The 26,145-nt window shown below is 37.4% G+C and carries 18 protein-coding genes, 11 tRNA genes and 1 pseudogene; 3 read left to right on the top strand and 27 right to left on the bottom strand.

Annotated elements, in window-relative coordinates:
* Positions 1–18 precede the first annotated feature (18 nt).
* Positions 19–1,110 carry a DmpA family aminopeptidase gene (locus tag I5776_RS15885; protein ID WP_202777342.1) on the top strand — a complete coding sequence of 364 codons (1,092 nt, stop codon included), beginning with the start codon at positions 19–21 and terminating at the stop codon, positions 1,108–1,110.
* A gap of 310 nt (positions 1,111–1,420) precedes the next feature.
* Here the strand turns inward: I5776_RS15885 and lacD are convergent, their stop codons facing one another.
* From lacD to I5776_RS15940, 12 genes are all read right to left on the bottom strand, one after another.
* Positions 1,421–2,407, bottom strand: a complete 987-nt coding sequence (gene lacD / locus I5776_RS15890) for a tagatose-bisphosphate aldolase (RefSeq protein ID WP_202777343.1) — start codon at positions 2,405–2,407, stop codon at positions 1,421–1,423.
* Positions 2,408–2,507: 100 nt separating this feature from the next.
* Complete coding sequence (lacC, locus tag I5776_RS15895; protein ID WP_202777344.1) at positions 2,508–3,443, bottom strand: tagatose-6-phosphate kinase; 936 nt, start codon at positions 3,441–3,443, stop codon at positions 2,508–2,510.
* Positions 3,444–3,496: 53 nt separating this feature from the next.
* The gene (locus I5776_RS15900; protein WP_202777345.1) at positions 3,497–4,663 is read right to left on the bottom strand and encodes an SIS domain-containing protein; all 1,167 of its coding nucleotides are present in this window, start codon (positions 4,661–4,663) and stop codon (positions 3,497–3,499) included.
* 16 nt (positions 4,664–4,679) lie between these two features.
* Positions 4,680–5,576, bottom strand: coding sequence for an ROK family protein (locus tag I5776_RS15905; protein WP_202777346.1), 897 nt, complete (start codon positions 5,574–5,576; stop codon positions 4,680–4,682).
* Between the two features lie 179 nt (positions 5,577–5,755).
* On the bottom strand, positions 5,756–6,514 hold the full coding sequence (locus I5776_RS15910; protein ID WP_246484011.1) for a carbohydrate ABC transporter permease: 759 nt from the start codon (positions 6,512–6,514) through the stop codon (positions 5,756–5,758).
* A gap of 89 nt (positions 6,515–6,603) precedes the next feature.
* Positions 6,604–7,551: a carbohydrate ABC transporter permease gene (locus tag I5776_RS15915; RefSeq protein ID WP_202777348.1), complete on the bottom strand. Its 948-nt coding sequence runs from the start codon at positions 7,549–7,551 to the stop codon at positions 6,604–6,606.
* Positions 7,552–7,664: 113 nt separating this feature from the next.
* Entirely contained in the window at positions 7,665–8,915 is a 1,251-nt protein-coding gene (locus I5776_RS15920; RefSeq protein WP_202777349.1) for an ABC transporter substrate-binding protein, read from the bottom strand.
* 222 nt (positions 8,916–9,137) lie between these two features.
* Positions 9,138–10,412: a Gfo/Idh/MocA family protein gene (locus I5776_RS15925; RefSeq protein ID WP_202777350.1), complete on the bottom strand. Its 1,275-nt coding sequence runs from the start codon at positions 10,410–10,412 to the stop codon at positions 9,138–9,140.
* Between the two features lie 96 nt (positions 10,413–10,508).
* Positions 10,509–11,558, bottom strand: a complete 1,050-nt coding sequence (locus tag I5776_RS15930) for a LacI family DNA-binding transcriptional regulator (protein ID WP_202777351.1) — start codon at positions 11,556–11,558, stop codon at positions 10,509–10,511.
* 386 nt (positions 11,559–11,944) lie between these two features.
* Entirely contained in the window at positions 11,945–12,676 is a 732-nt protein-coding gene (locus I5776_RS15935) for a GntR family transcriptional regulator (RefSeq protein ID WP_202777352.1), read from the bottom strand.
* Positions 12,677–12,838: 162 nt separating this feature from the next.
* On the bottom strand, positions 12,839–12,970 hold the full coding sequence (locus I5776_RS21640; RefSeq protein WP_281397250.1) for a hypothetical protein: 132 nt from the start codon (positions 12,968–12,970) through the stop codon (positions 12,839–12,841).
* Between the two features lie 17 nt (positions 12,971–12,987).
* Positions 12,988–13,557, bottom strand: coding sequence for a GNAT family N-acetyltransferase (locus tag I5776_RS15940; RefSeq protein ID WP_202777353.1), 570 nt, complete (start codon positions 13,555–13,557; stop codon positions 12,988–12,990).
* 494 nt (positions 13,558–14,051) lie between these two features.
* Between I5776_RS15940 and I5776_RS15945 the strand changes: the two are divergent.
* Positions 14,052–14,273: pseudogene (locus tag I5776_RS15945) on the top strand (Tn3 family transposase); the annotation flags it as partial.
* Positions 14,274–14,924: 651 nt separating this feature from the next.
* On the opposite strand, the gene I5776_RS15950 reads toward I5776_RS15945, so the two are convergent.
* From I5776_RS15950 to I5776_RS15965, 4 genes are all read right to left on the bottom strand, one after another.
* Positions 14,925–16,364 carry a caspase family protein gene (locus I5776_RS15950; protein ID WP_202777354.1) on the bottom strand — a complete coding sequence of 480 codons (1,440 nt, stop codon included), beginning with the start codon at positions 16,362–16,364 and terminating at the stop codon, positions 14,925–14,927.
* Between the two features lie 537 nt (positions 16,365–16,901).
* Positions 16,902–19,892 carry a type I restriction endonuclease subunit R gene (locus tag I5776_RS15955; RefSeq protein ID WP_202777355.1) on the bottom strand — a complete coding sequence of 997 codons (2,991 nt, stop codon included), beginning with the start codon at positions 19,890–19,892 and terminating at the stop codon, positions 16,902–16,904.
* Positions 19,893–19,899: 7 nt separating this feature from the next.
* On the bottom strand, positions 19,900–21,177 hold the full coding sequence (locus tag I5776_RS15960; RefSeq protein ID WP_202777356.1) for a restriction endonuclease subunit S: 1,278 nt from the start codon (positions 21,175–21,177) through the stop codon (positions 19,900–19,902).
* Positions 21,174–23,186 carry a type I restriction-modification system subunit M gene (locus I5776_RS15965; RefSeq protein ID WP_202777357.1) on the bottom strand — a complete coding sequence of 671 codons (2,013 nt, stop codon included), beginning with the start codon at positions 23,184–23,186 and terminating at the stop codon, positions 21,174–21,176. Before I5776_RS15965 ends, I5776_RS15960 begins: the two co-directional genes overlap by 4 nt.
* A 615-nt stretch (positions 23,187–23,801) precedes the next feature.
* On the opposite strand from I5776_RS15965, the gene I5776_RS15970 reads away from it, so the two are divergent.
* Entirely contained in the window at positions 23,802–24,434 is a 633-nt protein-coding gene (locus I5776_RS15970) for an MOSC domain-containing protein (protein ID WP_108073346.1), read from the top strand.
* 681 nt (positions 24,435–25,115) lie between these two features.
* Here the strand turns inward: I5776_RS15970 and I5776_RS15975 are convergent.
* The 11 genes from I5776_RS15975 to I5776_RS16025 all read right to left on the bottom strand — a co-directional run bounded on the left by I5776_RS15975 (position 25,116) and on the right by I5776_RS16025 (position 26,093).
* A tRNA-Leu gene (locus tag I5776_RS15975) sits at positions 25,116–25,197 on the bottom strand.
* A 6-nt stretch (positions 25,198–25,203) separates the two neighbouring features.
* Positions 25,204–25,277, bottom strand: a tRNA-Cys gene (locus I5776_RS15980).
* A 5-nt stretch (positions 25,278–25,282) separates the two neighbouring features.
* Positions 25,283–25,357: transfer RNA gene (locus I5776_RS15985), tRNA-Gly, on the bottom strand.
* Between the two features lie 3 nt (positions 25,358–25,360).
* Positions 25,361–25,432 (bottom strand) — tRNA-Gln (locus tag I5776_RS15990).
* A gap of 38 nt (positions 25,433–25,470) precedes the next feature.
* Positions 25,471–25,546 (bottom strand) — tRNA-His (locus tag I5776_RS15995).
* Positions 25,547–25,548: 2 nt separating this feature from the next.
* Positions 25,549–25,622: transfer RNA gene (locus I5776_RS16000), tRNA-Trp, on the bottom strand.
* Between the two features lie 7 nt (positions 25,623–25,629).
* A tRNA-Tyr gene (locus I5776_RS16005) sits at positions 25,630–25,713 on the bottom strand.
* 23 nt (positions 25,714–25,736) lie between these two features.
* Positions 25,737–25,812, bottom strand: a tRNA-Thr gene (locus tag I5776_RS16010).
* Between the two features lie 16 nt (positions 25,813–25,828).
* Positions 25,829–25,904: transfer RNA gene (locus I5776_RS16015), tRNA-Phe, on the bottom strand.
* Positions 25,905–25,924: 20 nt separating this feature from the next.
* Positions 25,925–26,001: transfer RNA gene (locus I5776_RS16020), tRNA-Asp, on the bottom strand.
* Positions 26,002–26,019: 18 nt separating this feature from the next.
* Positions 26,020–26,093, bottom strand: a tRNA-Met gene (locus I5776_RS16025).
* Positions 26,094–26,145 lie beyond the last annotated feature (52 nt).

The raw sequence follows: 26,145 nt of genomic DNA on the forward strand, positions 1-26,145 counted from the left end.
GGAGGTTTATAAAAGATTATGGGATTAAAAAAGAGATACAATGACATTTGTAATTTACCTAGTGGGCAAAAAAATCTAATCACAGATGTGCCGGGTGTTTTGGTCGGACATGTGACCATCGATGATAGCAGCCAAAAGACTGGTGTTACAGCTATCTTGCCTCAACCCGACAACCTTTTTCAACAAAAGCTCGTCGCTGCTACACATGTGATTAACGGCTTCGGCAAGAGTGCCGGCTTGGTTCAAATTGATGAGCTTGGTACCCTGGAAAGCCCAATTATTTTAACAAACACATTTGCAGTAGGCACAGCGATAACCGCAAATATTAAGTATATGCTCAGCCATAACACCGATATTGGTAACTCAACAGGAACGATCAACTCCGTTGTCCTTGAATGCAATGACGGCGTGATTAACAATATACGTAATTTGGTGATAACAGAAGATCATGTCTCTGAGGCGATAAAAAAAGCAAGCGAAGACTTTGAAGAAGGTGCTGTTGGTGCTGGAAGAGGTATGAGCTGCTATGATTTAAAAGGAGGCATCGGTTCTGCTTCTCGAGTAATTTCTATAGATGGCAAAGACTATACAATCGGCGTCTTAGTATTAGCAAATCATGGTTTTCTTGATGTGTTGAATATTTATGGAACCCCAATTGGAAAAATGTTATCCGAAGATAAAGCAATAAAACCGATCGAAAAAGGGAGCATTATTACCATCATAGCGACCGATATTCCATTCGACAGCCGTCAACTCAAAAGATTAGCAAAACGTTCAAGTGTTGGGATTACTCGAAGTGGCTCATTCATCGGCAACGGAAGCGGTGAAATAACCGTTGCCTTCTCAACAGCAAACAGAGTCTCCCATTATGAAAACGAACAAATTGAACAAATCTTTCGTGTTAGTGAAAACCACATGGATGAATACTTTAGGGCCGTTGTCTCAGCTGTCGATGAGTCCGTTTTAAGTGTACTCGTTCATGCAGAAACAGTCATTGATCGTAATGGGACCCCTCATTTAAGTCTTCTTGATTCGATTAAGCAGTTTCAGGTGAAACATAATGATGAAGAGGTTGAGAAAATGTTGGAGAGGTTGGGGATTGGAATATAAATTTTTTTACTACAGCAGTAGTTCGAATTCCTATAGTAAACATAAAAAAGAGGACAACAAATCCCCCGATTTACATGCGAACAATGTGGGAACTCATCAATGAGAGGAATAAATTCTAGTATCAATATTTTGTAAAAAAGATTGGATAAAAGTTTAATTTTTCCTATTTATAAATACAAATTTCAAAACTTCACATTTTCGTATTTATTACAACTTTATAAATGCCTTCGACGATCAAAAGTAGGCAACATCCACAAGGAGGAATTGCCTACTTTTAAAATGAATTGCGAGATACATTAATGACTATTTTTTATTTTACCTTATCAAACCAGGAGGTAGCTGTTTCCTTCAAGACCTGATTCAATTCTTCAATATTTCTTATCCCGGTATCTTGTAGCCACTCCCTGCCTGCTTGTTCACCATTTTCAGCAAAAGGTGCGACGCCCTTCTTCCAAGTGGCCCGGCCGCATAATACTCCATTAAAGGTGGAACCGGATTCTTTAGCAAACTTCAATGTTTCTTGGAATAGTTTGGCACTTACGCCGGCACTTAAGAAAATAAATGGCAGCTCTGTTACTTCACTTTGTTGTCTAAAAAATGCAGCAGCTTCGTCTTTGCTATAGACCGTTTCACCTTCCGAGTATCCTTCGACAAAGTTCATATCAACAGGAACTTCTACTTTCAAAACGTCTACATTATACTGTGGCTTAGAAAACTCCTTCATTGCTTCAATCACTTTATGAGGTTTCACTTTGGCATACGCTTTACTTTTCACATCATCATTGTTGGCATCATATGTCACAATTTCTAAGAAAAACGGTATGTCTTCAGCGATACATTCGGAGCCTACACGTTCCATGTACACATGTTTATACTGATTAATTTTTTCATCTTCGTCTACATCATAATAGAGTAGAAATTTCACCGCATCTGCTCCTGCTTCTTTCAATCGTTTAACCGACCACTCAGGTAATAAATCGGGAAGACGCCCCACCGCAGTTGCATCATAGCCGGTTTTTTCATAAGCCACTAATAAACCGGAGTCTTTGTGGCGAACTTTTGCAGCTGGCAAACCATATTCAGGATCCAATAGAATGGAAGTCGCATATGGGGTCAATTCTTCAGATACTAATTCTTTAAACCGGATAATACTCTCGTCTCCTACATTAGCCGCCTTTCCGGCTGCAATCATCTTTTTCAATGATCCACGTTGGTCAATCGCTAATGCTCCAATTACACCCGTTTCATCAGATAATCTTTTTAAAGCCTCTAATTTATTCGTTGTTAGTTCTAACACTGTATGTCACCATAAATCGGCAAGAAATCCACTGTTTTCAAACTTAGTAGAATTGCCGACCCCTTCCCTTGATAAAAAATATACGCAACCTTCCACTCTATCAATCTATTATTTCCACTTTTACAGTATCAAACAATTGCTTAAATTTAGTGAAATTAATATATCCGGTTCCTGCTTCCATCGTATTCAGCATTCCTGTAGTCATCGCCGTTTTCAATAATGTTTCAACCGTCTGATCATGTTTCAGTGCAACGGCTAACCCAGCAACCGTGGCATCACCGGAGCCAACAGGATTAACAACATCTATTTGAGGGATCGTGACCCGATAATAATTATCAGCATGTTTGACAAAGGCGCCTTCACTTCCCATCGAGACGACAATCCATTCAATCCCAGTCAGTAATTCATGATTTACAGCCCGTTTCAAACTGTCTATATCTGCATCAACTTTCATCCCAAGCATATGAGACAATTCGGCTGTATTCGGTTTGATGGCAAATGGTTTTACCTGATGCAACAAAACTTGCCTTAATGGTTCTCCTGCCGAATCCACTACAACAGGAATATTCTTTTCCCGACTGATTTCTACCATTTTTTGATAAAAATTATTGGGCAATCCTTTCGGTAAACTGCCGGAAATGATTACAATTGTAACGCTAGTCAGGAGATTCGCGAATTTTTCTAAAAATGCCGCTCCTTCAGCATAAGATAAAGTCGGACCAGCCTCCAAAATCTCTGTTTGCATCCCATCATGAAGAACTGCGATACAATTTCTTGATTCCTGATTGATTTTCAAGAAGTTATTTTGAATATTGCATTTAGTTAATTCTTGAATGATGTAATCGCCAATCGTTCCGCCCAGTACCCCTGTAGCGAGGACCTCTTCTTCCATTTGCGCAACCACCCGGGCGACATTTAAGCCTTTTCCCCCGGCCGTTTTTCTGACCATTTCTACCCGATTGACATCATCTAACTCGAATCCATCAATAGGATAAAAAATATCAACGGATGGATTCATGGTGACAGTTAGTATCATGGCACTCCCTCTTTCTTATACCGGCAAACTTTATTAAGATAAGTTCAATTAAATCAAACGTATTCGTGGATGGTAACGCCTTTAACAACCCGGTTCACCATTCCAGTCGGAGATGGGGTATCCGGTTTATTTCCTACTTTTACGGATGTGAGCAGTGAGACCGTTTGCCCGATCATGACAAATGGTAGTGCCAAGTATGCATCCGGTACACATTGTGCATCGCTATCAAATAAGAAGGTATTTCCATCATAGTTCGTTTCACCTTCCACAGATATCGCATATATTCCATTTGCGATGTCATCCTGCTGCAATTCATTTAAAATATCCAAATCATATTGACGTGTATACGGATTATTGGAAACAAACACAAATACCAACGATTTTTCATTAACAAATGATTTTGGACCGTGTCTAAAAGCGAGTGAGGAATCAAAAGCAGTCACAATTTTACCAGCGGTTAATTCCAATACTTTTAACTGCGCTTCTCTTGAGAGTCCCTCTAAACTACCTGAACCAAGGTAAATAATACGATCAAAATCAGCAGAAATAATTTTTTGAATAAAATCCTCTCTGCTTATGACACTTTCGCCCATTTGGCGAATTGTTTTAACAATCGACAATTTTTCTTCAACTGACAAAGGATCAAAAACGAGCAATGCAGTTAGTGTCATACATGAATAGCTACCGGTCATGGCAAATCCTTGATCATTCGATTTTTCAGGCATCAATAACAGCAAATTATTCGTATCGTCTTGCGCTCGTTTTGCTAATTCTCCATTTTTTGCACAGGTAATTGTTATTTGATAGAAGTCCTTTACTAGCTGTTCCGCTAATTCAACAGCTGCAACACTTTCCGGGCTATTTCCGCTTCTAGCAAAAGAAACTAACAAGGTTGGGAAATCTGCTTTTAAAAATTGATAGGGGTTCGATACTAAAGTGGTTGTCGGAATACTTAAAAACTCCCACTTTTGTTCATCCACTTTTCCTTTTAAGTATGGCAGAACGGTTTCGCCTACATAGGCAGATGTTCCTGCACCAGTAAATATGACGCGAACCCGATCGTGTCTTTCTGATAGTTTTTGTAGAAATGCTTCGATATCACTACGTTTATCCTTATACAATGCATACGTTTCAGCCCATAAATCAGGCTGCTGTTTAATCTCCGCAGTTGTAATCGAAGCACCTAATGGTACTAATTTTTCTTGATTTAATGAAAACATTTCCTGCACCTCTCTTTTAATTACTTTCAAATACTCTTAGTCCAGCACCAACGACACCGTTATTTTGCTTTAATGTGCTAATGCTCATATGCTCTAAAATATGCTGTTGCTCAGGGAGTTGATAGATGTTTAGTTTTTTCTTGATCAACTTTAGTAGAAAAGGATTGTTTACAATGACACTGCCGCCAAAAACGATTTTGTGCGGATCCAATAAGCTGGAAATCGAATAGAGGCCTTGCGCTAAATAGTCGGTCACTTCATTAATGATCGAATGATATTCCGGCAGCCCATTTGTATAGCCTGCAAATACATCTTTCGTAACTATTTGTTCTGCTTGCAATTCCCGTGCAGCAAATTGTTGGATAGCCGGTCCAGCTGCTACTTTTTCCAAAGGCTTATTGGTTCCTTTAGAAAGGACAGGAATTAAACCTAGCTCCCCAGCAAATCCTGCTCCCCTGAAAAACGAACCTTTATGAATAATAGAACAGGAGATTCCCGTACTTATAGTTACGTAGACAAAGGTCTCATCACTTTTCCCCTGTACTGCTTTCCATTCGGCAAAAGCCGCCATGTAGACATCATTGTCGATTGAGATTCGTTCAGTACCAAATCGCTCTCGTAAACGGTCCATAATGGGAAATTGTGCCCAAGGCAAATTATTTTGAAAAACAGCAATGCCTTTCGCACGATCCACTTTACCTGGTACTCCTACCCCGATACCTTTGATGTCATCGATAGAAATTGCTGAGTTTTCAAGGACTTGTTCCACCGCCTCGACGACTCGACCAAACATCTTTTCACGGTCTGAAGGATCACTTTTTACTTCTGTACGCTTAAGTAATTCTCCCGATTCCGTAATGATTGCCGCGGCAATCTTTGTCCCCCCAATATCAATGCCGATTGCTTTTTTCATTTTCCTGTCCCCCTACTGTAAAATTTTGCTTTTATGCGACAATGGGTTGTTGGTATGAGTGAATCAGAAGAAAAACTCATAGACAAGATGCTATGAGTGCATTAACTTAGTAATTCTATTATATCAACCTAACTTGTAGGGTCAACCCAACAAATATTTTTTTCAGGAACAGTTCCTATTTATTTACCACCTGTTACTGCAATACCTTCAATAAATTGCTTTTGCAAGATCATAAATAAAATCAGCATTGGCAGTATAGCTAAAAAGGAGCCAGCCATAAGTATTGGATAGTTAGTTAAAAATTGACCTTGGAGTGATGACAATCCAACCGAAAGTGTCATCGATTCCGGAGAACTATTCACAATCATCGGCCACATCAATTCATTCCAGCTCCAAAGCGTGGTGAAAATCCCTAACGCAATTAGACCAGGCTTTGCTAGCGGTAGCATAATTCTCCAATAAATTTGAAAATGGTTGCAGCCATCCAGTCGTGCCGCCTCTTCTAATTCCTTTGGTAGCCCCATAAAGAATTGTCGTAACAGGAAAGTACCGAATGCACTAAAAATACCCGGGACTATCACTGCTTGTAAAGTATTCAGCCAGCCAAGCTTTACCATAATCATATATTGCGGCAATAAAAACACTTGCCCTGGTACCATTAAAACTGCTAGTGCTAACATAAATAGAATATTCCTGCCTAGAAATTCAATCCGAGCAAAGGCATAGGCTGCTAACGAACACAGGAACAACTGACCGGCTGTCCGTAAAACAGTAATAATAATGGTATTAAACATAAATTTGAAAAAAGGCAGCAGTCCAAAAACCTCTTTGTAGTTCTCCCATTGGAAATCCTTTGGAATAATAACAGGCGGAACCTGGATTGACTCCGCATAGGTTTTTAACGAGGTCAGGATCATCCATAAAAAAGGAACCACCATTGCCACCGATCCTATAATAAGGATGAAATGGATCAGGAATGTCTTACTTGTCACAAGCTTTCTTGCTCTTTCCAATGGTTCTCCCTCCTTTAATCATAATGAACCCACTTTTTCTGTAAAACCATTTGAATCGCAGTAATAATCAGGATAACAATTAACAAAAGAACTGCAATGGCAGCAGCATATCCCTTATCGTTTAATACAAAGGCATGCTGATAGAATAAATAAACGATTGACTGCGTATTTTCCAGCGCTGTACTTCCTTTTCCAATCATCATGAAAATCAAGTCAAACACTTGGAATGCACCGATGAGAGACATGATCGACACAAAGAAAATAACCGGAGATAGCAGTGGCAGTGTAATTTTAAAGAACACCTTGATTGGGCCAGCCCCATCAATTTCCGCTGCTTCATAATACATTTTTGGAATCCCTTGCAGTCCTGAGAGGAAGATGACCATGTTATAGCCGATTCCGCTCCAAATGGCTACTACAATAATTGAAAAAAGGGCGATTTTCGGATCGCTTACCCACTGCGGTCCCTTGATTCCAATTAAGGATAATAAATAGTTTAGTAGTCCATAATCAGAATTAAAAAGCCATTTCCAAACCATTGCGATGGCTGCCGGCATCGTAATCACAGGCAAAAAGTATAACGTACGATAAACCGATTTCCCTTTTATTTTCTGGTTCAAGAGAACAGCTACAAGAATGGATAAGAATATTCCTATTGGGACAGTAAAAATAATATAAATCCCTGTATTCTTAAACGATTTTAAAAGGTTGGAATCCTCAAGCATCCGCTTATAATTATCTAGCCCTGACCATTCGTATTGCCCAAATGCGCCCCATTCGGTAAAACTATAGTAAAAGGTCTGAATGATCGGCCATAAGTAAAAAATAAACAATCCTAACATGGTAGGTGCAATCATCAAATATGCCCAAAGATAATCGGAACGTTTCCTTGTCTTTGTTAAGTTGGGTACCTTTAATTTTTTTGGTGCTTTCACTTCCGCCTGTAGAGGAGTTTCTTTCATGGCATTCGCTCCCTTTAAGGAATTTGAAGAGAAGAAATACATCCTCTCTTCATTTTTTAGAATTGTCCAGCTCCAACGCCCAGCGGGTATAGACTAGACAATTGCACTTTTCTTTACTTTTTAGATAGAGCCTCATTTACTTTTTGCGTTAATTCTTTTACAGCATCTTCTACACTTACTTCCTCGCTCCAAGCCTTTTTCAGAATATCTATTTCATATTGCCAAATTTCCCCTGTGTTTTTCACACTTGGAAGTGGAACAGAATATTCTGCACCATCAATGAATGCTTGAAGATTTAAATTTGGAACTGCTTTTTTCCAAGCATCTTGTGTACCGTTAAATGCCGGGATGACTGTTCCTGTTTTCGCATAAACCTCTGCAGCCTCTTTAGAGCCTAAGAACTGAACAAACTTCCATGCAGCATCTTGATGTTTCGTATTAGCTGCAATCACATTGGATAACCCGTGAATCGCTACCGCGCGTTTTTTCCCCTTTGGCACAACAGCAACATCTAAATCAGGATTTTTCTTATATTCTGGAACCATCCAAGGACCATCGAACATCATTGCTACTTTTCCTGAAGAGAATAACTCGGATGCAGCTGTTTCTGTCATTTGCGCTTGGGTTGGTGACAAGCCTTCTTTAATGAAGCTAATATTGTATTTAAGCGCCTCAATCGCTTCAGGCTGATCGAATCCAGCGGACTTGCCATCCTCAGAAATAATATGGCCGCCATTTTGCCAAATGAAATCATAATATCCGCCTTGGTTGCCCATCATTGCAGCATAGCCCCAGATACCTTTATCTTTGTTTGTCAGCTGTTTCGCTACTTCTTTTAACTTATTCCAGTCCCAAGTGTCGTCAGGATACGGGACACCTGCCTCATCAAAGATTTTTTTGTTGTACCATAATCCTGTTGTATCATAGTCTTTTGGTATCCCATAAACTTTTCCATCGACAGTATAAAGATCGATTAGCGATTTCGGATAATTATCTAAGCTATAGATATCTTTTTTCGCCATATCACTTAATGGAAGGATCACTTTTCCTTCTGCATATTGGACAACGTGAGCACCATTCATCCAAAGAACGTCAGGCAAAGCACCACCCGTTGCAGCTGTTTCAAGCTTTTGGAAGTATTGACCATAAGGAGTAATCTCTTTTTTCACCTTAATGTTTGGATATTTCTCGTTAAATAATTTGATTATCTCATCAATGGCAGGGACTTGCTTCTTATCCCAAAAACCATAGGTAATTTCGACTTTTCCATCCTTTGCATCACTTGAGGCTTTATTACCACTGCACCCAGCAAGCCCCACTAATCCTAGAACTACGGTTAAAAGCATTATTAGCCATTTTTTCATCACATTGCCCTTCCTTCATCTAAAGTTTAGTAGATTCCTTTGTAAATCATTTTTAAATTTTTAGGGTTGATAAAAAAATTGTCTTACACCATTGAAATGTTTCAGATAACGTGATCACCCTCAACGATAATGTTTTCTTGGAATTACTTCCTCATAAGCTTTGTTCTTAACATTTGACATTATTATTACAACACCCCGAAACTTGGTGTGAACAACCTTCTCTTAAGCATTTAGATTTTCTAGCAAAATATGATAATAGTCATCGATATTCATCGATTGACCCTCGTTTAACCTTGATTCCTCAGCGGCAAATGCCATGAGGTGGCTTCTTACGGAAGCTGATGTAGAGGAAACACTTTCACCTTGATTACCAAATTGAATTTCTCGGAGAAATGTCCTCATGATTCCATTGTCTCCGCCGCCATGTCCGCCAACAGGGTTGTCAAATTTTATGATAGTTTCTTGCTTGGTAAGGAAATCAAAAATGGAAATACTATTTTCCTCCATGTTCCCGCGGATTTCTCCTTTTGTTCCCATAATTTGCACGATCCGCGTTTGTTCCCTTGTAAAACCACACATGCTGAATGTTGCGGTTGCTCCGTCTTCGAATTCCATGTTGACCACCTGATGGTCGACGACATTATTATCTGAACGGTAGACGCATTTTCCATATGGTGTTTCCTGCAACGCCTTGATGATACCCTCATTTGTATAGTCTTCGGTGAACTTCTTGGCCCAGCCTTTTCCCTCACCAAGATAATACCTGCCCGAATGGAATGGGCACTCTAATTCCGCAGGACATCCATCTAAACAGCGCTTCGGTGCACCGGCAGGAGCATTTTCTTCTTTAAAATGCATTAGTGAACCATAAGAACTAATGCGCTTACATTGTTTGCCGATAACAAACGAAATAATATCCATATCATGACAAGATTTCTGTAGGATCATCGGACTCGACATCTCTTTATTATTCCAGTTACCACGGACAAAACTGTGGGACATATGCATCACTTCTACATTTTCATTTAACTGCAGCGATACAACCTCGCCAATTTCCCCTTTGGCAATCACCTTTTGAATGGTAGACCAAAAGTCGGTATACCTTAGTACATGTCCGATTGTCAGCTGACGATTATATTTTTTTGCCGCCTGTTCCATCGCAATACACTCTAGCGGATCAGGGGACATTGGTTTTTCGAGTAATACATGATAGCCAAGCTCCAAAGCTCTCATCGTTGGTTTAAAATGATTACGGTCAAGTGTACAAATAATCGCAATGTCAGCAATCTTTTTGTCGAGATTTAATACATCTTCCCATGCCTCGTAACAATACTCAGCTGCAATATTGTGTGTTTGTTGTAATTTCGTTCTTCTTTCGTTAATTGGCTCTGCCACTCCGACAATTTCTAATTCATTCGGATAGGCTAAGGCATATGGCGCATATGCCCGTGCTCCTCTGTCACCCGCACCGATAAGAAGCGCTGTCATTTTTTTCATGTGAATTTCTCCTCTCATCCATTCCATTTATTTTTCTTGGATTGTTTTCCTGAAACTATCCAAACGTTTTCCAACAGCTGTTTAAAAAAGAACCGGTTAGGTTCGTTTTATATTTGATGATTCACGAAGTACTAATTCAAATGGCAAAATAAGCTTGATGGGAAGCTTGATTTTCTCCTCTACCATTTCCATCATCGTTTTCGCTGCCATTTTTCCCATTTCGTATTTAGGGATTTCCACTGTAGAAAGCGGTGGTGATGAATATTTCCCCATTTCAATATTGTCCACTCCAAAGAAGGCAATGTCTTCCGGAATACGAAGATTATTTTCAATCACAGCTCTCATCGCAGCAATGGCCATCAAGTCACTGGCACAAACCATTGCTGTTGGCAAATGGGCTCGGTCTCTTTTTATGAGCCGACTCATTTCTTCGTAGCTATTTTCCATTTTCCACTTCGTATTGATGACCCAATCTGGCCGGATAGCTAGTCCCGCTTCTTCCATAGCAGATTGGTACCCTTTAAACCGATATTCAGCATGCAAATCTTCAAAGCTTTCATTTAGCCCACCGCCAATAAACCCGATCTCCCGATGTCCTTGACTAATTAAATGCTGAACCACCGTTTTAATAGCAGCCTCGCGGTTGTAATCAATGACAGCGATATTCTTATCTGTATAGAAAAAGTCTAGTCCAACCACCGGGATGGTTTGCTGTATGTATTCAATTAGGCTGTCATCAATCCTGTCAATCAGCAGAAGTCCTTCAATCCCTAATTCATGAATTGCTTTAAGCAGCAGCGTCTCGTTTTCAAGTTCATCCTTGGTAATACTGATTAGGGTATAATCATTAGCTGTTAATGTGTCGTGAATACCTGAATAAATATTTACAAAGTAAGGGTTCGTTTCTACCTGTTTTGGATTGGCAACCCAGCCAATTTTCATTGTTCTTGTTTTATTCTTTGTTAGTTTGTTGGTAACTAAATTTCGAGCATGCTGATTGGGGATATACCCTAATTCCTTAACAGCCTCCCAAATTTTCGTTTTTGTTTCCGGGTTCACATTTCTTGTTTGATCATTTTGAATAACTCGCGAAACAGTTGAAATTGACACGCCTACATATTCCGCAATATCCTTTAATCTTGCCACTAATAAACCACCTCTTATTTAAATACTTTCATTAATAGGATAACAAATTTATATCCAATTTCGAAAATATCTTTTTTGATTTTGATAGTGACTTATAAGAGATGTTTTATTTATCACCCTTACCTGAAAATTTTAATAATTAAAATATACATCTTCACTCGTCAACCTGTCAACCCATCAACTTAAATTAAAATCTCATTAACCAACGAGTTTAGACTATTTACGTTACCCTCTACCGGATCCGAAATCTGCTGTTGAATCATAAATATGTTCGTAAATAAGGTTCAATCAACAGTGGCTCTAAAAGAAGTTATTAAAACAGGTTAATGGTATTGGGTGAATTTTAATAAAAACTCATAGACACAATGCTATGAGTGATTCAATCGTTATGTTAATTCTGTGTAAAAGCGGCAGCGATCGCCTCGTACAATGGAGATACAAAATTCAACAATTACTCCATTAGTATCATAGGCTGTTCGCTCAAGTAATAGTGCTGGACGGCCATTTTCCGTTTGAAGGTATTCACTTTCTTCCGGCCGAATGAGGACCGGTTCAAATGCCTCCTTTGCTCTAGTTACTATGATATTAAATTCCTGTGCGAATAAATCATATAATGATATTTCACCAACTTTTTTAAGCTTCTCCATATCCGAAACCACATTTTTCGGAATAAAAGACGATTCCAAAATATACGGCTCATCATTTGCACAACGAAGGCGTTTCATTTCAATAACATCCTCGTCTTCTCCAAGCTGTAACGCTTCCCGGACTTTTGCAGTCGGTTTTACTTCTTCTAGTTTCAGAATGATATCCTTAGGATTTAATCCTTTTTCTTTTAATACTTTGCTAAAGCTATAAAACCCCATCAATGACTGCTGAAATTTTGGTTTTGCGACAAATGTTCCTTTTCCTTGGATCCGGTAAAGGATTCCTTCCTGAACAAGCTCCTCAATTGCCTTTTTAGCCGTATTGCGACTTACACCGAATTGGTCCATCAATTGATTTTCCGATGGAATTTTATCACCAGGTGTCCAATACCTCTTTTCAATAGACTCCTTTAGCCTTTCCATTAATTGGTGATAAAGTGGAATCAAACTATCATGCTGCAGTGGTTCCATAAATTTACCTCCCTCCAATCATACTTATATTCTTTTAAAAATTATATCATCGTACCTTATGTCAAACCAGTAATTGATGTTAGGATTGTTTTGTAGACACAAAAACTTATATCTACCTTCAAAAAATTTTAATAATAAAAATGCATTGTTTGTTTTAAAAACTTACAATGCAATCTGAAATTGTTTTTCAACTGAATCGGGAAAATACCCTTCTATATCTATTCCTACTTGGCCCGAAGAAACGATTAATTCCGCTTCACTCGGCACAATCGTTAGGTGTGTGTATTCTCCCATTGGCAAAGCAATATACCTTAAGGGTTTTTTCTAATTACTTTCGATTTGTACTCTTCATTATTAACAATCGCTAATATTTGATGATTCTCCCACCTTCCATTAATCTTGACATTTTCAATTGCTATTCCTTCCTTATGAAACCCTGCTTTTTCCAGCACCTTGATGGAAGGTATATTATGAGGCATAACTCCAGCTTCAATTCGATGTAACTTTAATTTATTAAATCCATAGTCTACAGCTAATTTGACGGCCTTTGTCATGTATCCCTTCCCATTATGTTTACGGTCTAAGTAATACCCAATCCAACAACTCTGATAGTTACCTCTTGCAACCTCAGATAGTGTTACATTTCCAATCAATTGCTTGCTGTCTGTAAGAAATATCCCAAAAGCATAACCTGAGTCCTGCTCTGCTAGTAAAACCCAATTTTTAATTCGCTCAACTTGCCCATCAAGTGTATAAAACTTTTCATCTTTTAGTGGTCCATAGAGTTGGAAAAAATCTCTATTTTCAACCTCTAACTTAAGCAAATCCTCCCCATCCGATAATTCCAATTGCCTAATAAATATCTCTTGCTTTTTCTCCATGATCTTTCCTCCCACTGAAAATAAAAAAACCACAGGAAAATCCCTGTGGTTTAACATGTTTTATTAATCCCCACAGGAAACGACCTGTGGTTTTTATCCCACTACTTTAATTAGAGATTCTAATCAAAGGATTTAAGTCGTTATTTCTGAAATTAGACAGACTTCTCCCATGATTAGCGAACATGAAAAAAACGGCAGTTGAGTACCCCACACCTTTAGATAAAGAATTCAATGATCTTTTTTTCATTATGGTACCCCTCCTTAGTCTTATTCAAGGAAAACTATAACACTACATTCAAATATTTTCAATCTTTCATCACTTTAATTTTCTTCCTCGTTTAGGTCATTATTTTAGATATGTTTATGGATCGTCTCTTCTTCGATTTTCTCTAAAGAAACGGTAATTATTTTATATCTCTTATAAAAAGTAACCTGCCAGTTTAAGTTCGCTCCTTCACAATCACATCTGTACTTTAACATAAATATCCAAATTTTCAAGTGAATCAATCCGTCGGAGGATTCAACGGAGTTTAAATAAAGGTGAAGCAATGAATGCTTTGTCACGGGCCATTTTCTTCGGGAAGCATGGAGAATTGAGGAAACGTGTTTTGCAGGATCAGTTGCAGCGTGCAAATGCTTTAAATATCCTCATAAATGCTATTAGCGTTTGGAATACGGTTTATCTAGTCAGGGCTACATATCTACTTCGGAATAAATTAAAGCAAATCTGAAATAAATTTATTTATATCTCCTTTTAATACAACGCCGTGACCTGTACATAGATAACCGTTATGATAACCCTTAACATTATGATAGACTTTGAGGCTAATATAACGAACGCTTTAACAACTCAGCTAAAACATATAGGAGTACCTAGTTAGTTAGCTGGAATACCTGCAAGAGCATTGGTAACGTTATTGTTATAATAATTAATGAAGTGGTGATATTCAGTGAAAATTCTTTTAAAAATATTGATAGTCATAACAGGGATCTATGTAATTGCTAATATTCTTTTTGATTTTAATTTCAATCCCGAAATACATTTTATAACAAAAATAATTCAAGCTTTATTTTTCCTGTTTCTATTAATCTATGTTGTTATTATGTCCAAATCACATAATAAATAAATTATTATATTATTGTCAAAACGTAACAGGACGAAATTTAACCGTATATGATTAAATTTCGCCCTGCTTTGATTGATTTCCTTAGATATTAAACACATTTTGAAAATTCGACTGTTAAAATAAGAATAAGCTAGACCCGATTGTCGTTAAACGAAGATTAACTTTTAGTGCAAAATCGGATTGCGTTAGCAAACTGTTAACAGATATGAGCTGAAACAATTATTAAAATACTATATAAAATTAACAAATTGAAATATTTATTTCTTCATTAACTTCAATTTTCTTGGGATCGACATTTGAATAATATTTTGGACGATATCCTACTAGGTGAAGTTTAGTAATTACATCGTTATCCAATGTAAGTGAAAGAGTTTCAATTTTTTCAATTGTACCAGTTAAAATAAGAGATCCCACAATCATAACTCTTATTTTCTCAGGCGTGTATCTTTGGCTAGCTAAGCTCGAAATTATATTTGGTATCACTTGGATTTTTGCATTTGTAGGATGACTAATCATTGATTCCACTAAAGAGTCTCCATAACCAGATGGTATAACCTTTTCACCGAATAGTATGCGTCTAATACGCAACATTGCTATCTCATCAGGAGTCAGTGTTTTACCCATTCCTCCACCGATTGACATTTCAGAAAAGATAGAACTATTACCTTCTCCTTTTCCCTTTAGGTTTATGACAATGTATGTTCCTTCTCTAGTAGATCTGATGTCAATATTTTCAACCGATACAATATCTGCCTCATCTCTTATCGCAAAAGGATATGTCTCTTTTTCTCTCATGTTTTTTAAAGCTTGTTCAATTTTAGGATCTGGATTAATTAGTGTTAATTGATATTCGCCTTTATTTTTGCTATGAAACTCATCATAATCGGTTATAATTGTGCCTAGCCAAAAACTTAATCCGGAAGAGTTTACCTGTCGATGATTTGCGAATTTTGTTATTGAAGTAAATTCACTTCTATTTGTTGTTCTTTTTAACAACAACGGCTCTCCATTTAGAGTACTTTTTATTACAGGACTCTGATCTCCAAATTCCTCATTTAAACTTTTGCTAACATATGAATAAAGATTATATACATCTATGTCTCCATCTCTATTAGCGGCTTCTCCTTCCAAACCTCTAATTAAATAGTCTGTAAACGCACCATGACCTGCTCGATCCCAAGCATATTGATTGGCAGAACAGGCAGCAATTAGTACCTTTCCTGATCCTTTGACTTCCAATCCTCGATGCAATTCCTGTTGAATACTTCGCGTAATCGCTCCGCTATGGCATGTATCAAAGAATGATAAAACTGTTTTAGCAATTGTCTGATCAATCAAATCTCTTACTTCGGACATTTTTATCATGGTAATACCAGGGGAATAGATATCTCCATCGAATGGAACAAAATAACCTTCATTATTTATAAATGCACCATGACCCGCCCAAAAAAGAAATAATACATCCGTATCAGCTGCACCTTCAAAGAATAGTTTTAGAGCAGGAAGTAAAATATTTCTTCTTGAGATAGAACCTTGGAAAACTTGGACATCTTGTTCCTTAAAAAAGGAAGGAGACTCTAAAAGAAGACGCTTTATTTCTAAAGCATCATTTACTGTATTTGGGAGACCACTTGCACTGTTATACTGATCCACAGCTATAATTAAAGCTTTATAAACCATTTTCTTACCACCCAACATTCCAGATAATATTTTTGAATAACCTTCTGTAAATCCCTAGAAGTTTCAATAATTGCATAAAAATTTCCTTTAAAATAATTGTTTGAAGTATTAGATAACCATTCGAATTTGTTCATTAGAATCATTAAGAAAAAATTCATTTCATTAAAAGAGCAGTTTCTTAAAAGAAATGATAATAGCCTGTTTTTAGTTACTCTTTTTCATTACATATTTTACCATAAACCTTCTAGAAAATCGGGGTAATTTAACACCGGCAAAAATAACAATAAAAAATGGTACGGATATTTAATCCTATCCTTTGATAAAGAAACATACCACTGAAACATTTTTCATAGTATTTAATTAGGAAATCTTTTAATTTCTTCATTATCTTTTCATAGCCCATATAATCTGAAATTCTCTCTGTTAATACAATTGTGCTACCGTCAAAATATAGAAAAGCATCTTCGTTGGCTAAATACATTTTGTCTTCAGTGGCCTTTAAAAGATCAAATTCTTAACCCCATCCAAACTCAAAAACTAACTATTCACCACACCATAAACCTCATCCATCATATCTTCCATAATCACAGTTTTAAATTCATCATTCTCCAGTATCTTCATAAAGAACTCCTGATTGCTACTCATGCGGTCAATAACGAAGTCCATAAAGGATTTTTCAAAGGCAAATTTAAAATTTTCTTTTGTGTTGTTTTTTGCTTTTTGGCGAATGTCTTCATCATTTAACATGTCTTCTTTTACTTGCTCACGAGAAAGCAAATCTGTTTCTGTGAATTGCGTGCCAAATCGCTCATTTAACTTCTCTAAAATACTCGATAATCGTACTTTTTCATCTTCAGGTGCACCACCAGCTCCGTGTTTCTGTGGATCGAGTTCTACACCACCCATTTTCTCAAGCTCAATGCTACCTTCGAATACTTTTTGATTGCGGTAGTATTCAAGTGCTACATCATCCGCCAAGTAAACATCCTTATCTCCTCGATCACGTGGCAATTTACGTAACAAGTACGTCAGGTAAATATATTGCTTGTGTAGATCTAAATCGATAAATGTTACAACTTGCAGTACAAAGCCATACGTACGTGTAAATTTCGTAGCCACTTGTTTAAATGCGAATTGTTCTTCTCCCGAAAGCTTTTTAAAACGCTCCACTCCTTTATCGAGAACCGCATTTAACTCAGTTTGAGCCTTCGTAGACTTCTTCACACCACCCGTTACTTCAAGCTTATTTACCTTTTGCACCTCATCTTCAGTAAATACCTGATATGGCTCTAGCTCAGCTTGCATATCATAAAGGATATTCGGATCAGAAATCTCTGATAGACTTGTAGATTCATAATAAGGCTGGAAAGACGCTTTTATGTCTTCTGGATCATTTACAAAATCCAAAACAAATGTATCGTCTTTTCCAGGGCATGTACGATTTAAACGAGATAGCGTTTGCACCGCCTTAATACCGCTTAATGGCTTGTCTACATACATTGTGTGCAATAATGGTTCATCAAATCCAGTTTGATATTTCTCTGCTACAAGTAACACTTTGTATTCATCAGAGTTAAATTTTTCAGGCAACTCTTTTTCAGAGAACTGATTCATTTCTGGCTCGGTATAATTAATCTCGCCATCTTTCACTGTACCTGAAAAAGCAACTACTGTTTTTAAATCATCGTACCCCATTTCATTAATATACTTATCGAAAGCCATTTTGTAACGTACTGCGTGTAAACGGCTTGCTGTTACAACCATTGCCTTTGCACGACCGCCAATTTTGCGCTGTACGAAATTGCGATAATGCTCGATAATAATTTCTGTTTTTTGTGCGATGCTATGTGGATGAAGTGACACGTATTGTGCGAGCTTTTTCGTAGCTTGTTTTTTTGATACCTCTGGATCATCGTCAACTGTCTTTGCAATTTTCCAGAACGTTTTATAGGTCGTATAATTTTCAAGTACATCTAAAATAAAACCTTCTTCAATTGCTTGTCGCATTGTGTATTGATGGAATGCAGCAGGCTTACCATCTATGCCAATCGTACCGAATTTCTCTAATGTCTTCGGCTTTGGTGTCGCCGTAAAAGCAAAGAACGATACGTTATCTTGCTTACCACTTTTCATGATTGCTTCAACGATTTTTTCATCCACATCATCTAAATTTTCTTCCGCAATACGGTCTTCTTCATAAGCTGCTTCTAACGTTTTATCCGATAACACATTCGTTAATGCAGTTGAAGCTTTACCACCTTGGGATGAGTGCGCCTCATCAATAATGACCGCATACTTTTTACGCTCTAAGCCCGCTACTTTTTCTAAAATGAACGGGAACTTTTGAAGTGTCGTAATAATAATACGAGTCTCATTATTAATGGCACGTGCTAATTGCTCTGAATCTTTATCAATCGGCTCTACCATTCCTGCTTTATGCTCCAGCTGATACACCGCATCTTGCAATTGCTTATCTAACACTCGACGATCAGTAATTACGATTACACTACTAAAAATTGATTCATTGTCCTCGTTATGTAGTTTCGCTAAACGGTGTGCAAGCCATGAAATCGAGTTCGTCTTACCCGATCCCGCAGAGTGCTGAATTAAATAATTATGACCGACAAGTTTTTGTGCAACATCTGCTTCTAACTTTCGTACAACATCTAACTGATGGAAACGGGGGAAAATAAGCATTTGACGCTCACCAATTGTTTCACCGTTTGAATCTTTAATGTCGTCTTTCTTAATAAAGATGAAGCGGTATAAAATGTCGAGCAAGCTATCTGGGGCTAAAATTTCTTCCCATAAATAATGCGTACGATAATTGTCACCGTAAGTTAACGGATTACCTTTCCCACCATTATTGCCTTTGTTAAAAGGTAGGAAGTAGGTTTTATCTTTATCAAGCTTTGTTGTCATAAATACTTCATCTGGGTCAACTGCAAAATAAACTGCAACACGCTCATTAAACTTGAACAGCTGCTCTCGTGGATCACGGTCCGTCTTTAATTGCTTCATCGCATGTTCAACTGTTTGATTTGTTAATGGATTTTTCAGTTCCATCACAACAAGCGGCAAACCGTTTAAAAATAGCACCATATCTAAGCTATTGTTATGCTTATCACTGTAGTACACTTGACGAGCGACGTTAAAGCGGTTTTTACCATACTGCTCATTTAATGTTTTATTCATATCCGTTGGTGGCTTATTGTACGCAAGCTGTAATGTCACACCACGGTCTTTAATCCCTTTACGTAAACATTCAACCAAGCCTCGTTTATGCAGCTGGTCTTTAATACGTTTCAATACTTCTTCTTTATAAGAAGGACCATACGATTTCTCTAACGTACGCATACGTTTTTCCTGCGTATCCTCTAAAAAAGCAAATAACTCCTCTACGTCGATTGCATGTTGTTTGAAAGAAGCACTCGCCTCTCCTTCAAGCACACGCTTTTTATAACCATTCGCAATTAATGATATTTCAATATTTGTTTCAAAACCTTTTTCTGAAGTATCCACTGCCATTTGCAACTCACCTCACTTTTTCAAGTTCCATATCTCGTACATCGATTTTACCTGTTACTGCTTCGTAGATAAGGGATTGGCGGTATTCTTTTAGTTTTTTGATTTGCTTAATTATGTTTTTTACTAAATTATCTATCTCAAGCAAGCGTTTATCAATATAAATTTCTATCGCCTTTTGTTCATCTAGAGTAGGTAATAAACATTCTAAGTTTCCTATTTCAGATGCATTAATTGCAGGGTAACTTACACCTGTAGATCTGCTCACAATCTCATCAACATAGATAGTAGATTTAAATAAGTAAGATAAATATTTTTCTCTAACTGCTTTTCTTGCTGTTAATACAGCAAAACCTGTTGAGCATACTAAATTTTCATCTTCACTTTCAATAGTAGCAATTGCTTTTAAATATGTTCTAACAGTTGATACAATTGTATCGCCCTTTTTCACTTTTCTTCTGGCACGACTAGGGGCATCCGAAAATCGATATTTGTCAAGAGTGGACAATTCCCCTTTTGAATTAACACTCCCAATATCAATGTATTGCATTTCATATGATGAATCTGTATTTTCAGCTAATGTATTTTTGTTAATATCAGTTTGATATTTAATTTTGCTAATCTCCCAATGCTCTGGAATCTTACCAATCCACTCAACACCTGAATCTTTCATTTTCACATTCGGATTTAAACCTTTTGTAACAGCTTCTGTGATGATTGATTGGCGGTGTAGTTCTAAAAGCTTTATCATCTTTTCTTTTTTATTAATTAATTGATTAGTTTCTTCAAATTTCTTATCAATAAAAGTTACTATTTTATTTTGCAGTTCTACGGGTGGTACAGCTATTCTGATATCTCGAATAATGCCTTGACTAATATTCGGCTGTCCTCCACCTTGAGAAAGATTAATAATTTCTGCACGATGTCCCATTAACCAATAAAAAATAAATTTAGTAATAACTTCTCTAGGTTTTGATAACACACAACATGCTTGATTAGTAGTTGTTTCATATTTAGTTATACCTAGTTTACCAATGGTTGCCCCATACATAGCCATAACTAAAGAATCTTTAGGAAAAACAGTTAAGGCTGAAATTTCATCTAATGCTTGTTGAGATACGTATTTAGATGTTTTTTCTATATAACTATCTGTTAAATCACCTGTATTTAACCAAGCCATATCTGGAGAGTTATAATACATTTCATTTGATGCTGAAGGTGTAGTACCACTACCTATTACATCGAATAGCCATGATATTTTTTTCTTTGGCCATAGCTTATTACTCATCCCATCACCTTCTTCAACTGCTTTTGAATCTCTGCTTCTAACGCACGAATCTCATTCATAATTTCTGCTGAACTACGTAATGCTGTGTATTTGTAGAAATGGCGCGTGAATGGAATTTCGTAGCCGATTTTTGTTTTTGATTCATCAATCCATGCATCTGGAACATGTGGTAATACTTCACGTGCAAAGTAATCATGAATGTTTTCTTTTAACGGTACGTTTTCTGTATCACGTAAGTCTGTATCTGGCTCGATGTCTGTTTTATTTTTCATACATACGTCAGCTGTTTCATCTTTTTCAGATAGACCAGCTAATATCGCTTTTAATATAGGTGCACCAACCGAAATGCCCGCTTCTTTCAATGCATCTTTTACTACTTTCGTGAACTCGTCACGATTTTTATATACTTTGTCATTTTCTAAAGTGCGTAAAACATATAAAATTTGCGACTGTAGCTTCTTACCTTCTTCAATTTCAAAGTGCCCTGCATCGCCTTTTTTCTTCGATTTTGCTAAGTTTGCAAAACCTTTTTCCTCTGCAACACGAGCAAGACGCTCTTCATTTACTTGGAAGTTTAAGCGTAATGGACGTTCGACTGTAATTTTTGCGTAGCCGAAGTCCTTATTATCAAAGATCTTCACGTACTCATTTGGCTGTGCATCACCGTATAAACGAACAATCTCATTAATTTGCTCTTCTGTAATTTCGTTACGCTTACTACCCATCGACTTCTTCATTTTTTTCGAGAAATCTACGGCATTGACTAAACGTACTTTCCCTTTGTGAAGTGGTGCTTTATTATTCGTTAGAATCCAAATGTACGTTGCAATACCTGTGTTGTAGAAAAGGTCGTTCGGCAGTGCCACGATGCCTTCTACTAAGTCGTTTTCAAGCACATACTTACGAATATCACTTTCACCAGAACCTGCATCACCTGTAAATAACGGCGAACCATTCATAATGATGGCTAAACGAGAGCCTTGTGGATTTTCTGCAGTGACAGGCTTCATTTTTGAGAGTAAGTGCATTAAAAATAGTAGCTGTCCATCACTCGTTCTTGGTGTTCCCGGACCAAATCGACCTTTAAAACCTTGTTTCTCATGTTCTTCTTTAATTGGCTTCTCATACGCTTTCCAGTCCACGCCGTATGGCGGATTTGAAATTAAGTAATCGAATTTATCACGCGGGAATTGGTCGTTTGATAACGTATTCCCTAACCGAATGTTACGTGCGTCTTCCCCCTTAATCAGCAAGTCCGCTTTACAAATCGCATATGATTCTGGGTTAATTTCTTGACCGAAGAACTCTAAGTGTGCTGTTGGATTTTGACTTAGTAAATAGTCTTGTGCTACAGAACCCATACCACCTGTACCGGCTGCACAGTCATACAATGTTTGCGTTAAACCCGGCTTCTTTAAAATGCTTACATCGTCATGTAAGAATAATAAATGCGTCATTAGGCGAATTACCTCACGTGGTGTGTAGTGATCCCCTGCTTCTGCATGTTCATTGAAACGACGGATTAATTCTTCAAATATATAGCCCATCTCAATGTTTGACACTGTTTCTGGATGTAAATCGATCTCACTAAAGCGTTTAATTGTTAAATATAACAAATTATTTTGATCGAGCTTATCAATTTGGCGGTCAAAGTCGAAGTGATCCATAATATCACGAGCCACTTTTGAGAAACCATTTATATAGTCTCGTAAGTTATCAGCAATGTTATCTGAATCTGTTAATAGCTTTTTGAAATCATATTTACTTGTGTTGTGGAAGTTTTGCTTTGACACACGATTTAAAATCGGTTCACGAGCATCTTCTTTCATTGAAGCAAACTGCTCTGCCTTTGCTAATACTTCCTCTTTTGTGCTCTCTAATACACAGTCAAAACGACGTAATACTGCTAATGGTAAAACGATTTTACCGTAGTCTTCTGGTTTATATGGTCCACGTAAAATCTCTGCGATTGACCAAATGAAGCTTACTTTGTCTTGGAAGTTAATCATCTTATGTACCTCATTTAATAAATTTTTTCGAATCTACTTTTCATGTAGCTAGATTGAGATAATTTGAGTAATTTTTAAAATGCTTATCGCTTTGTAATAGCTAATCTCATTTTATCGCTAAAATCACTTAGTGACACCCTATTTACTATTCGTCAAAATAGCTCATAATACCTACTATTATAAATGTTCGAACATCAAAAAGTAATAGTATATACAAACAATTACTCCAATTGTACAGGCCATGTCTTGACTTAATATTAGTAATTGTTTACGTACATTTTAATTTAGAAATAGATGATTATAAGCATATAAATAGGGCGGGTTTTAATAGATATAGAGCAATGAATTTGTTTTATTTAGGTCATGGTCTATACTTACATTTTCTAATCCATTTGGCCTTTTAACCAACAAAAAAAAACCGTATGCTCTAGAAAAGTTGTTTATTTAATTAAAGTACCCTATAGTTTAAGATCATTCCTGCACATTCTTTAAAGTATATTAATCTTTTCCTAACCCCAATGTTTTTTTAATAATTGTACCTTTTCAAGTGACACTAGTATAATACAATTTATATTAGCGGATTTTGGAGTTCTGTTGAAGTGAGGTAAATTCAAATTGAATCGAAAAATTATTAATTTAGCTGTTGGAAAACCGAAGGAATACAATTGGAATAATAAAATAGGGTTTTCTGGAATAGGGAAATCGGCTGTAAAATCCTTTAAAGTAGAAAAATCTATCATTGTTGGTGATGATGTTGCAAATCACAAATTTCACGGGGGATCAGACCGTGTAGTATGTTTCTATCCATTCGAGCATTACTCTTATTGGGAAGAAGTATTTCAAAAAAAGCTTATTCTACCTGCTTTTGGGGAAAATATTACTGCAACAGGTATGACGGAAGAACAGGTTTGTATTGGTGACATATATAAAATAGGGGATACTATTCTTCAAATAACACAAGGGAGGGTACCTTGTGTAACTATCTCCAATTATAACGAGGAAAAACAACTTTTAAAGAAAGTGATTGAAACGACTCTAACTGGTTACTTTTTTCGGGTATTGGAAGAGGGAACTATTAAGTTCGATTCGGAAATAACTCTTTTGGAAAAACACTCAAAAGAAATATCCGTTTCTTTTGCTACTCAAATTCTTTTTCACCAAAAACAGGATAAAGCATCAATTGAAAAGATATTGGCAGTTGATGCCCTTGCAGAGGACTGGAGGAATAGATTTTTAAAATTGTTATGATTCTCTGCTGTGTAGAAAACTGTGGATGACGCTAAACCTAGACCAAAAAGCTAGTTTTTTTATGTATATCTTATTGAACTAAAATAGGACTGCCGAAACAGTCAATGTTATTTTACATTTTTATCCATTTTTTACGGTCTTTAAGCAGTTTAATGTCAATTAACTAAATTTCTTTAAGATGCCGTTCACGATGCAGGAAATTTAAAAATGCTCTAATTGCTCTTAAACGTGTGTCCATTGTTACTGTTTGCAATCCCTTCTCATTCATATAGAGAATGACATTTCGCTTTATCGCTTTATATGCTCTTTAGAAATAGTGTCTAGTGAGGGGGTAATTTCCTGTTCTCTTAGGATTTTAAAGAAAACAGATAATTCATTTCTATAATATTGGATTGTTTGAGGCTTAGATTTCTGATTTGACAATCATCAACAAATAAAGAAAGAGCAGTTTTGAAATCAATTTCCTTTACGCTTTTTGGACTGTTAATGATTGATACTCCTCAATAGATAATTCTTTTGTATGCCTTGCCATTTTTAAATTCCTCCTTGTTTAATGACAGGTACGCTCACGATTTTATGTACACAATAATTTTCAAAGAATCGTATTTGAGATAAATAAAAAACGTTCCTTACATAGAGTAAGAAACGTTGATTTCACTACATTGGCAAGCAGTGCTATGATACCGGTGGTCGGGGTCGAACCGACACTCCCGAAGGAACACGATTTTGAGTCGTGCGCGTCTGCCAATTCCGCCACACCGGCATATTATGGAGGCGGCAACCGGATTCGAACCGGTGGTAAAGGTTTTGCAGACCTCTGCCTTACCACTTGGCTATGCCGCCATTGTTGGAGCGGAAGACGGGATTCGAACCCGCGACCCCCACCTTGGCAAGGTGGTGTTCTACCACTGAACTACTTCCGCAAACTGGGCTAGCTGGATTCGAACCAACGAGTGACGGAGTCAAAGTCCGTTGCCTTACCACTTGGCTATAGCCCAATAATAGTATATGTTGTAAATATTTATTTGTTCATAAATGGGGCGGCTGATGGGAATCGAACCCACGAATGTCGGAACCACAATCCGATGCGTTAACCACTTCGCCACAACCGCCATGGCAGGGGCAGTAGGAATCGAACCCACACTGAAGGTTTTGGAGACCTTAGTTCTACCTTTAAACTATGCCCCTATTCTAATGGTGGAGGGGGACGGATTCGAACCGCCGAACCCGAAGGAGCGGATTTACAGTCCGCCGCGTTTAGCCACTTCGCTACCCCTCCATCTCATTACAATAAGTAATGAATGGTGCCGGCCAGAGGACTTGAACCCCCAACCTACTGATTACAAGTCAGTTGCTCTACCAATTGAGCTAGGCCGGCTTAATATTATTATAAATGGTGGCTCGGGACGGAATCGAACCGCCGACACATGGATTTTCAGTCCATTGCTCTACCGACTGAGCTACCGAGCCACATATGTATTTTATAAAAATGGCGGTCCGGACGGGACTCGAACCCGCGACCTCCTGCGTGACAGGCAGGCATTCTAACCAGCTGAACTACCGGACCATTTTATTTTCAAATCAATTGCGGAGGCAGGATTTGAACCTGCGACCTTCGGGTTATGAGCCCGACGAGCTACCAGACTGCTCCACCCCGCGGTAATGTTAATATAAAGATTTATTATCGCACTTTGCATATTCGACTGTCCCG

It is taken from the genome of Heyndrickxia vini (assembly GCF_016772275.1).
Lineage (GTDB): Bacteria > Bacillota > Bacilli > Bacillales > Bacillaceae_C > Heyndrickxia > Heyndrickxia vini.

Excerpts from the sequence above, each read along its gene's own strand:
- lacC (WP_202777344.1), bottom strand. The coding sequence starts at position 3,443 with ATGATACTAACTGTCACCATGAATCCATCCGTTGATATTTTTTATCCT.
- I5776_RS15935 (WP_202777352.1), bottom strand. The coding sequence starts at position 12,676 with ATGGAACCACTGCAGCATGATAGTTTGATTCCACTTTATCACCAATTA.
- I5776_RS15885 (WP_202777342.1), top strand. The coding sequence starts at position 19 with ATGGGATTAAAAAAGAGATACAATGACATTTGTAATTTACCTAGTGGG.
- I5776_RS15960 (WP_202777356.1), bottom strand. The coding sequence starts at position 21,177 with ATGAGTAATAAGCTATGGCCAAAGAAAAAAATATCATGGCTATTCGAT.
- I5776_RS15965 (WP_202777357.1), bottom strand. The coding sequence starts at position 23,186 with ATGATTAACTTCCAAGACAAAGTAAGCTTCATTTGGTCAATCGCAGAG.
- I5776_RS15915 (WP_202777348.1), bottom strand. The coding sequence starts at position 7,551 with ATGAAAGAAACTCCTCTACAGGCGGAAGTGAAAGCACCAAAAAAATTA.
- I5776_RS15900 (WP_202777345.1), bottom strand. The coding sequence starts at position 4,663 with ATGTTTTCATTAAATCAAGAAAAATTAGTACCATTAGGTGCTTCGATT.
- I5776_RS15920 (WP_202777349.1), bottom strand. The coding sequence starts at position 8,915 with ATGAAAAAATGGCTAATAATGCTTTTAACCGTAGTTCTAGGATTAGTG.
- I5776_RS15910 (WP_246484011.1), bottom strand. The coding sequence starts at position 6,514 with ATGGTGGTTCCTTTTTTATGGATGATCCTGACCTCGTTAAAAACCTAT.
- I5776_RS21640 (WP_281397250.1), bottom strand. The coding sequence starts at position 12,970 with ATGGGAGAATACACACACCTAACGATTGTGCCGAGTGAAGCGGAATTA.
- I5776_RS15950 (WP_202777354.1), bottom strand. The coding sequence starts at position 16,364 with ATGGTTTATAAAGCTTTAATTATAGCTGTGGATCAGTATAACAGTGCA.
- I5776_RS15940 (WP_202777353.1), bottom strand. The coding sequence starts at position 13,557 with ATGGAGAAAAAGCAAGAGATATTTATTAGGCAATTGGAATTATCGGAT.
- I5776_RS15955 (WP_202777355.1), bottom strand. The coding sequence starts at position 19,892 with ATGGCAGTGGATACTTCAGAAAAAGGTTTTGAAACAAATATTGAAATA.
- I5776_RS15925 (WP_202777350.1), bottom strand. The coding sequence starts at position 10,412 with ATGAAAAAAATGACAGCGCTTCTTATCGGTGCGGGTGACAGAGGAGCA.
- I5776_RS15905 (WP_202777346.1), bottom strand. The coding sequence starts at position 5,576 with ATGAAAAAAGCAATCGGCATTGATATTGGGGGGACAAAGATTGCCGCG.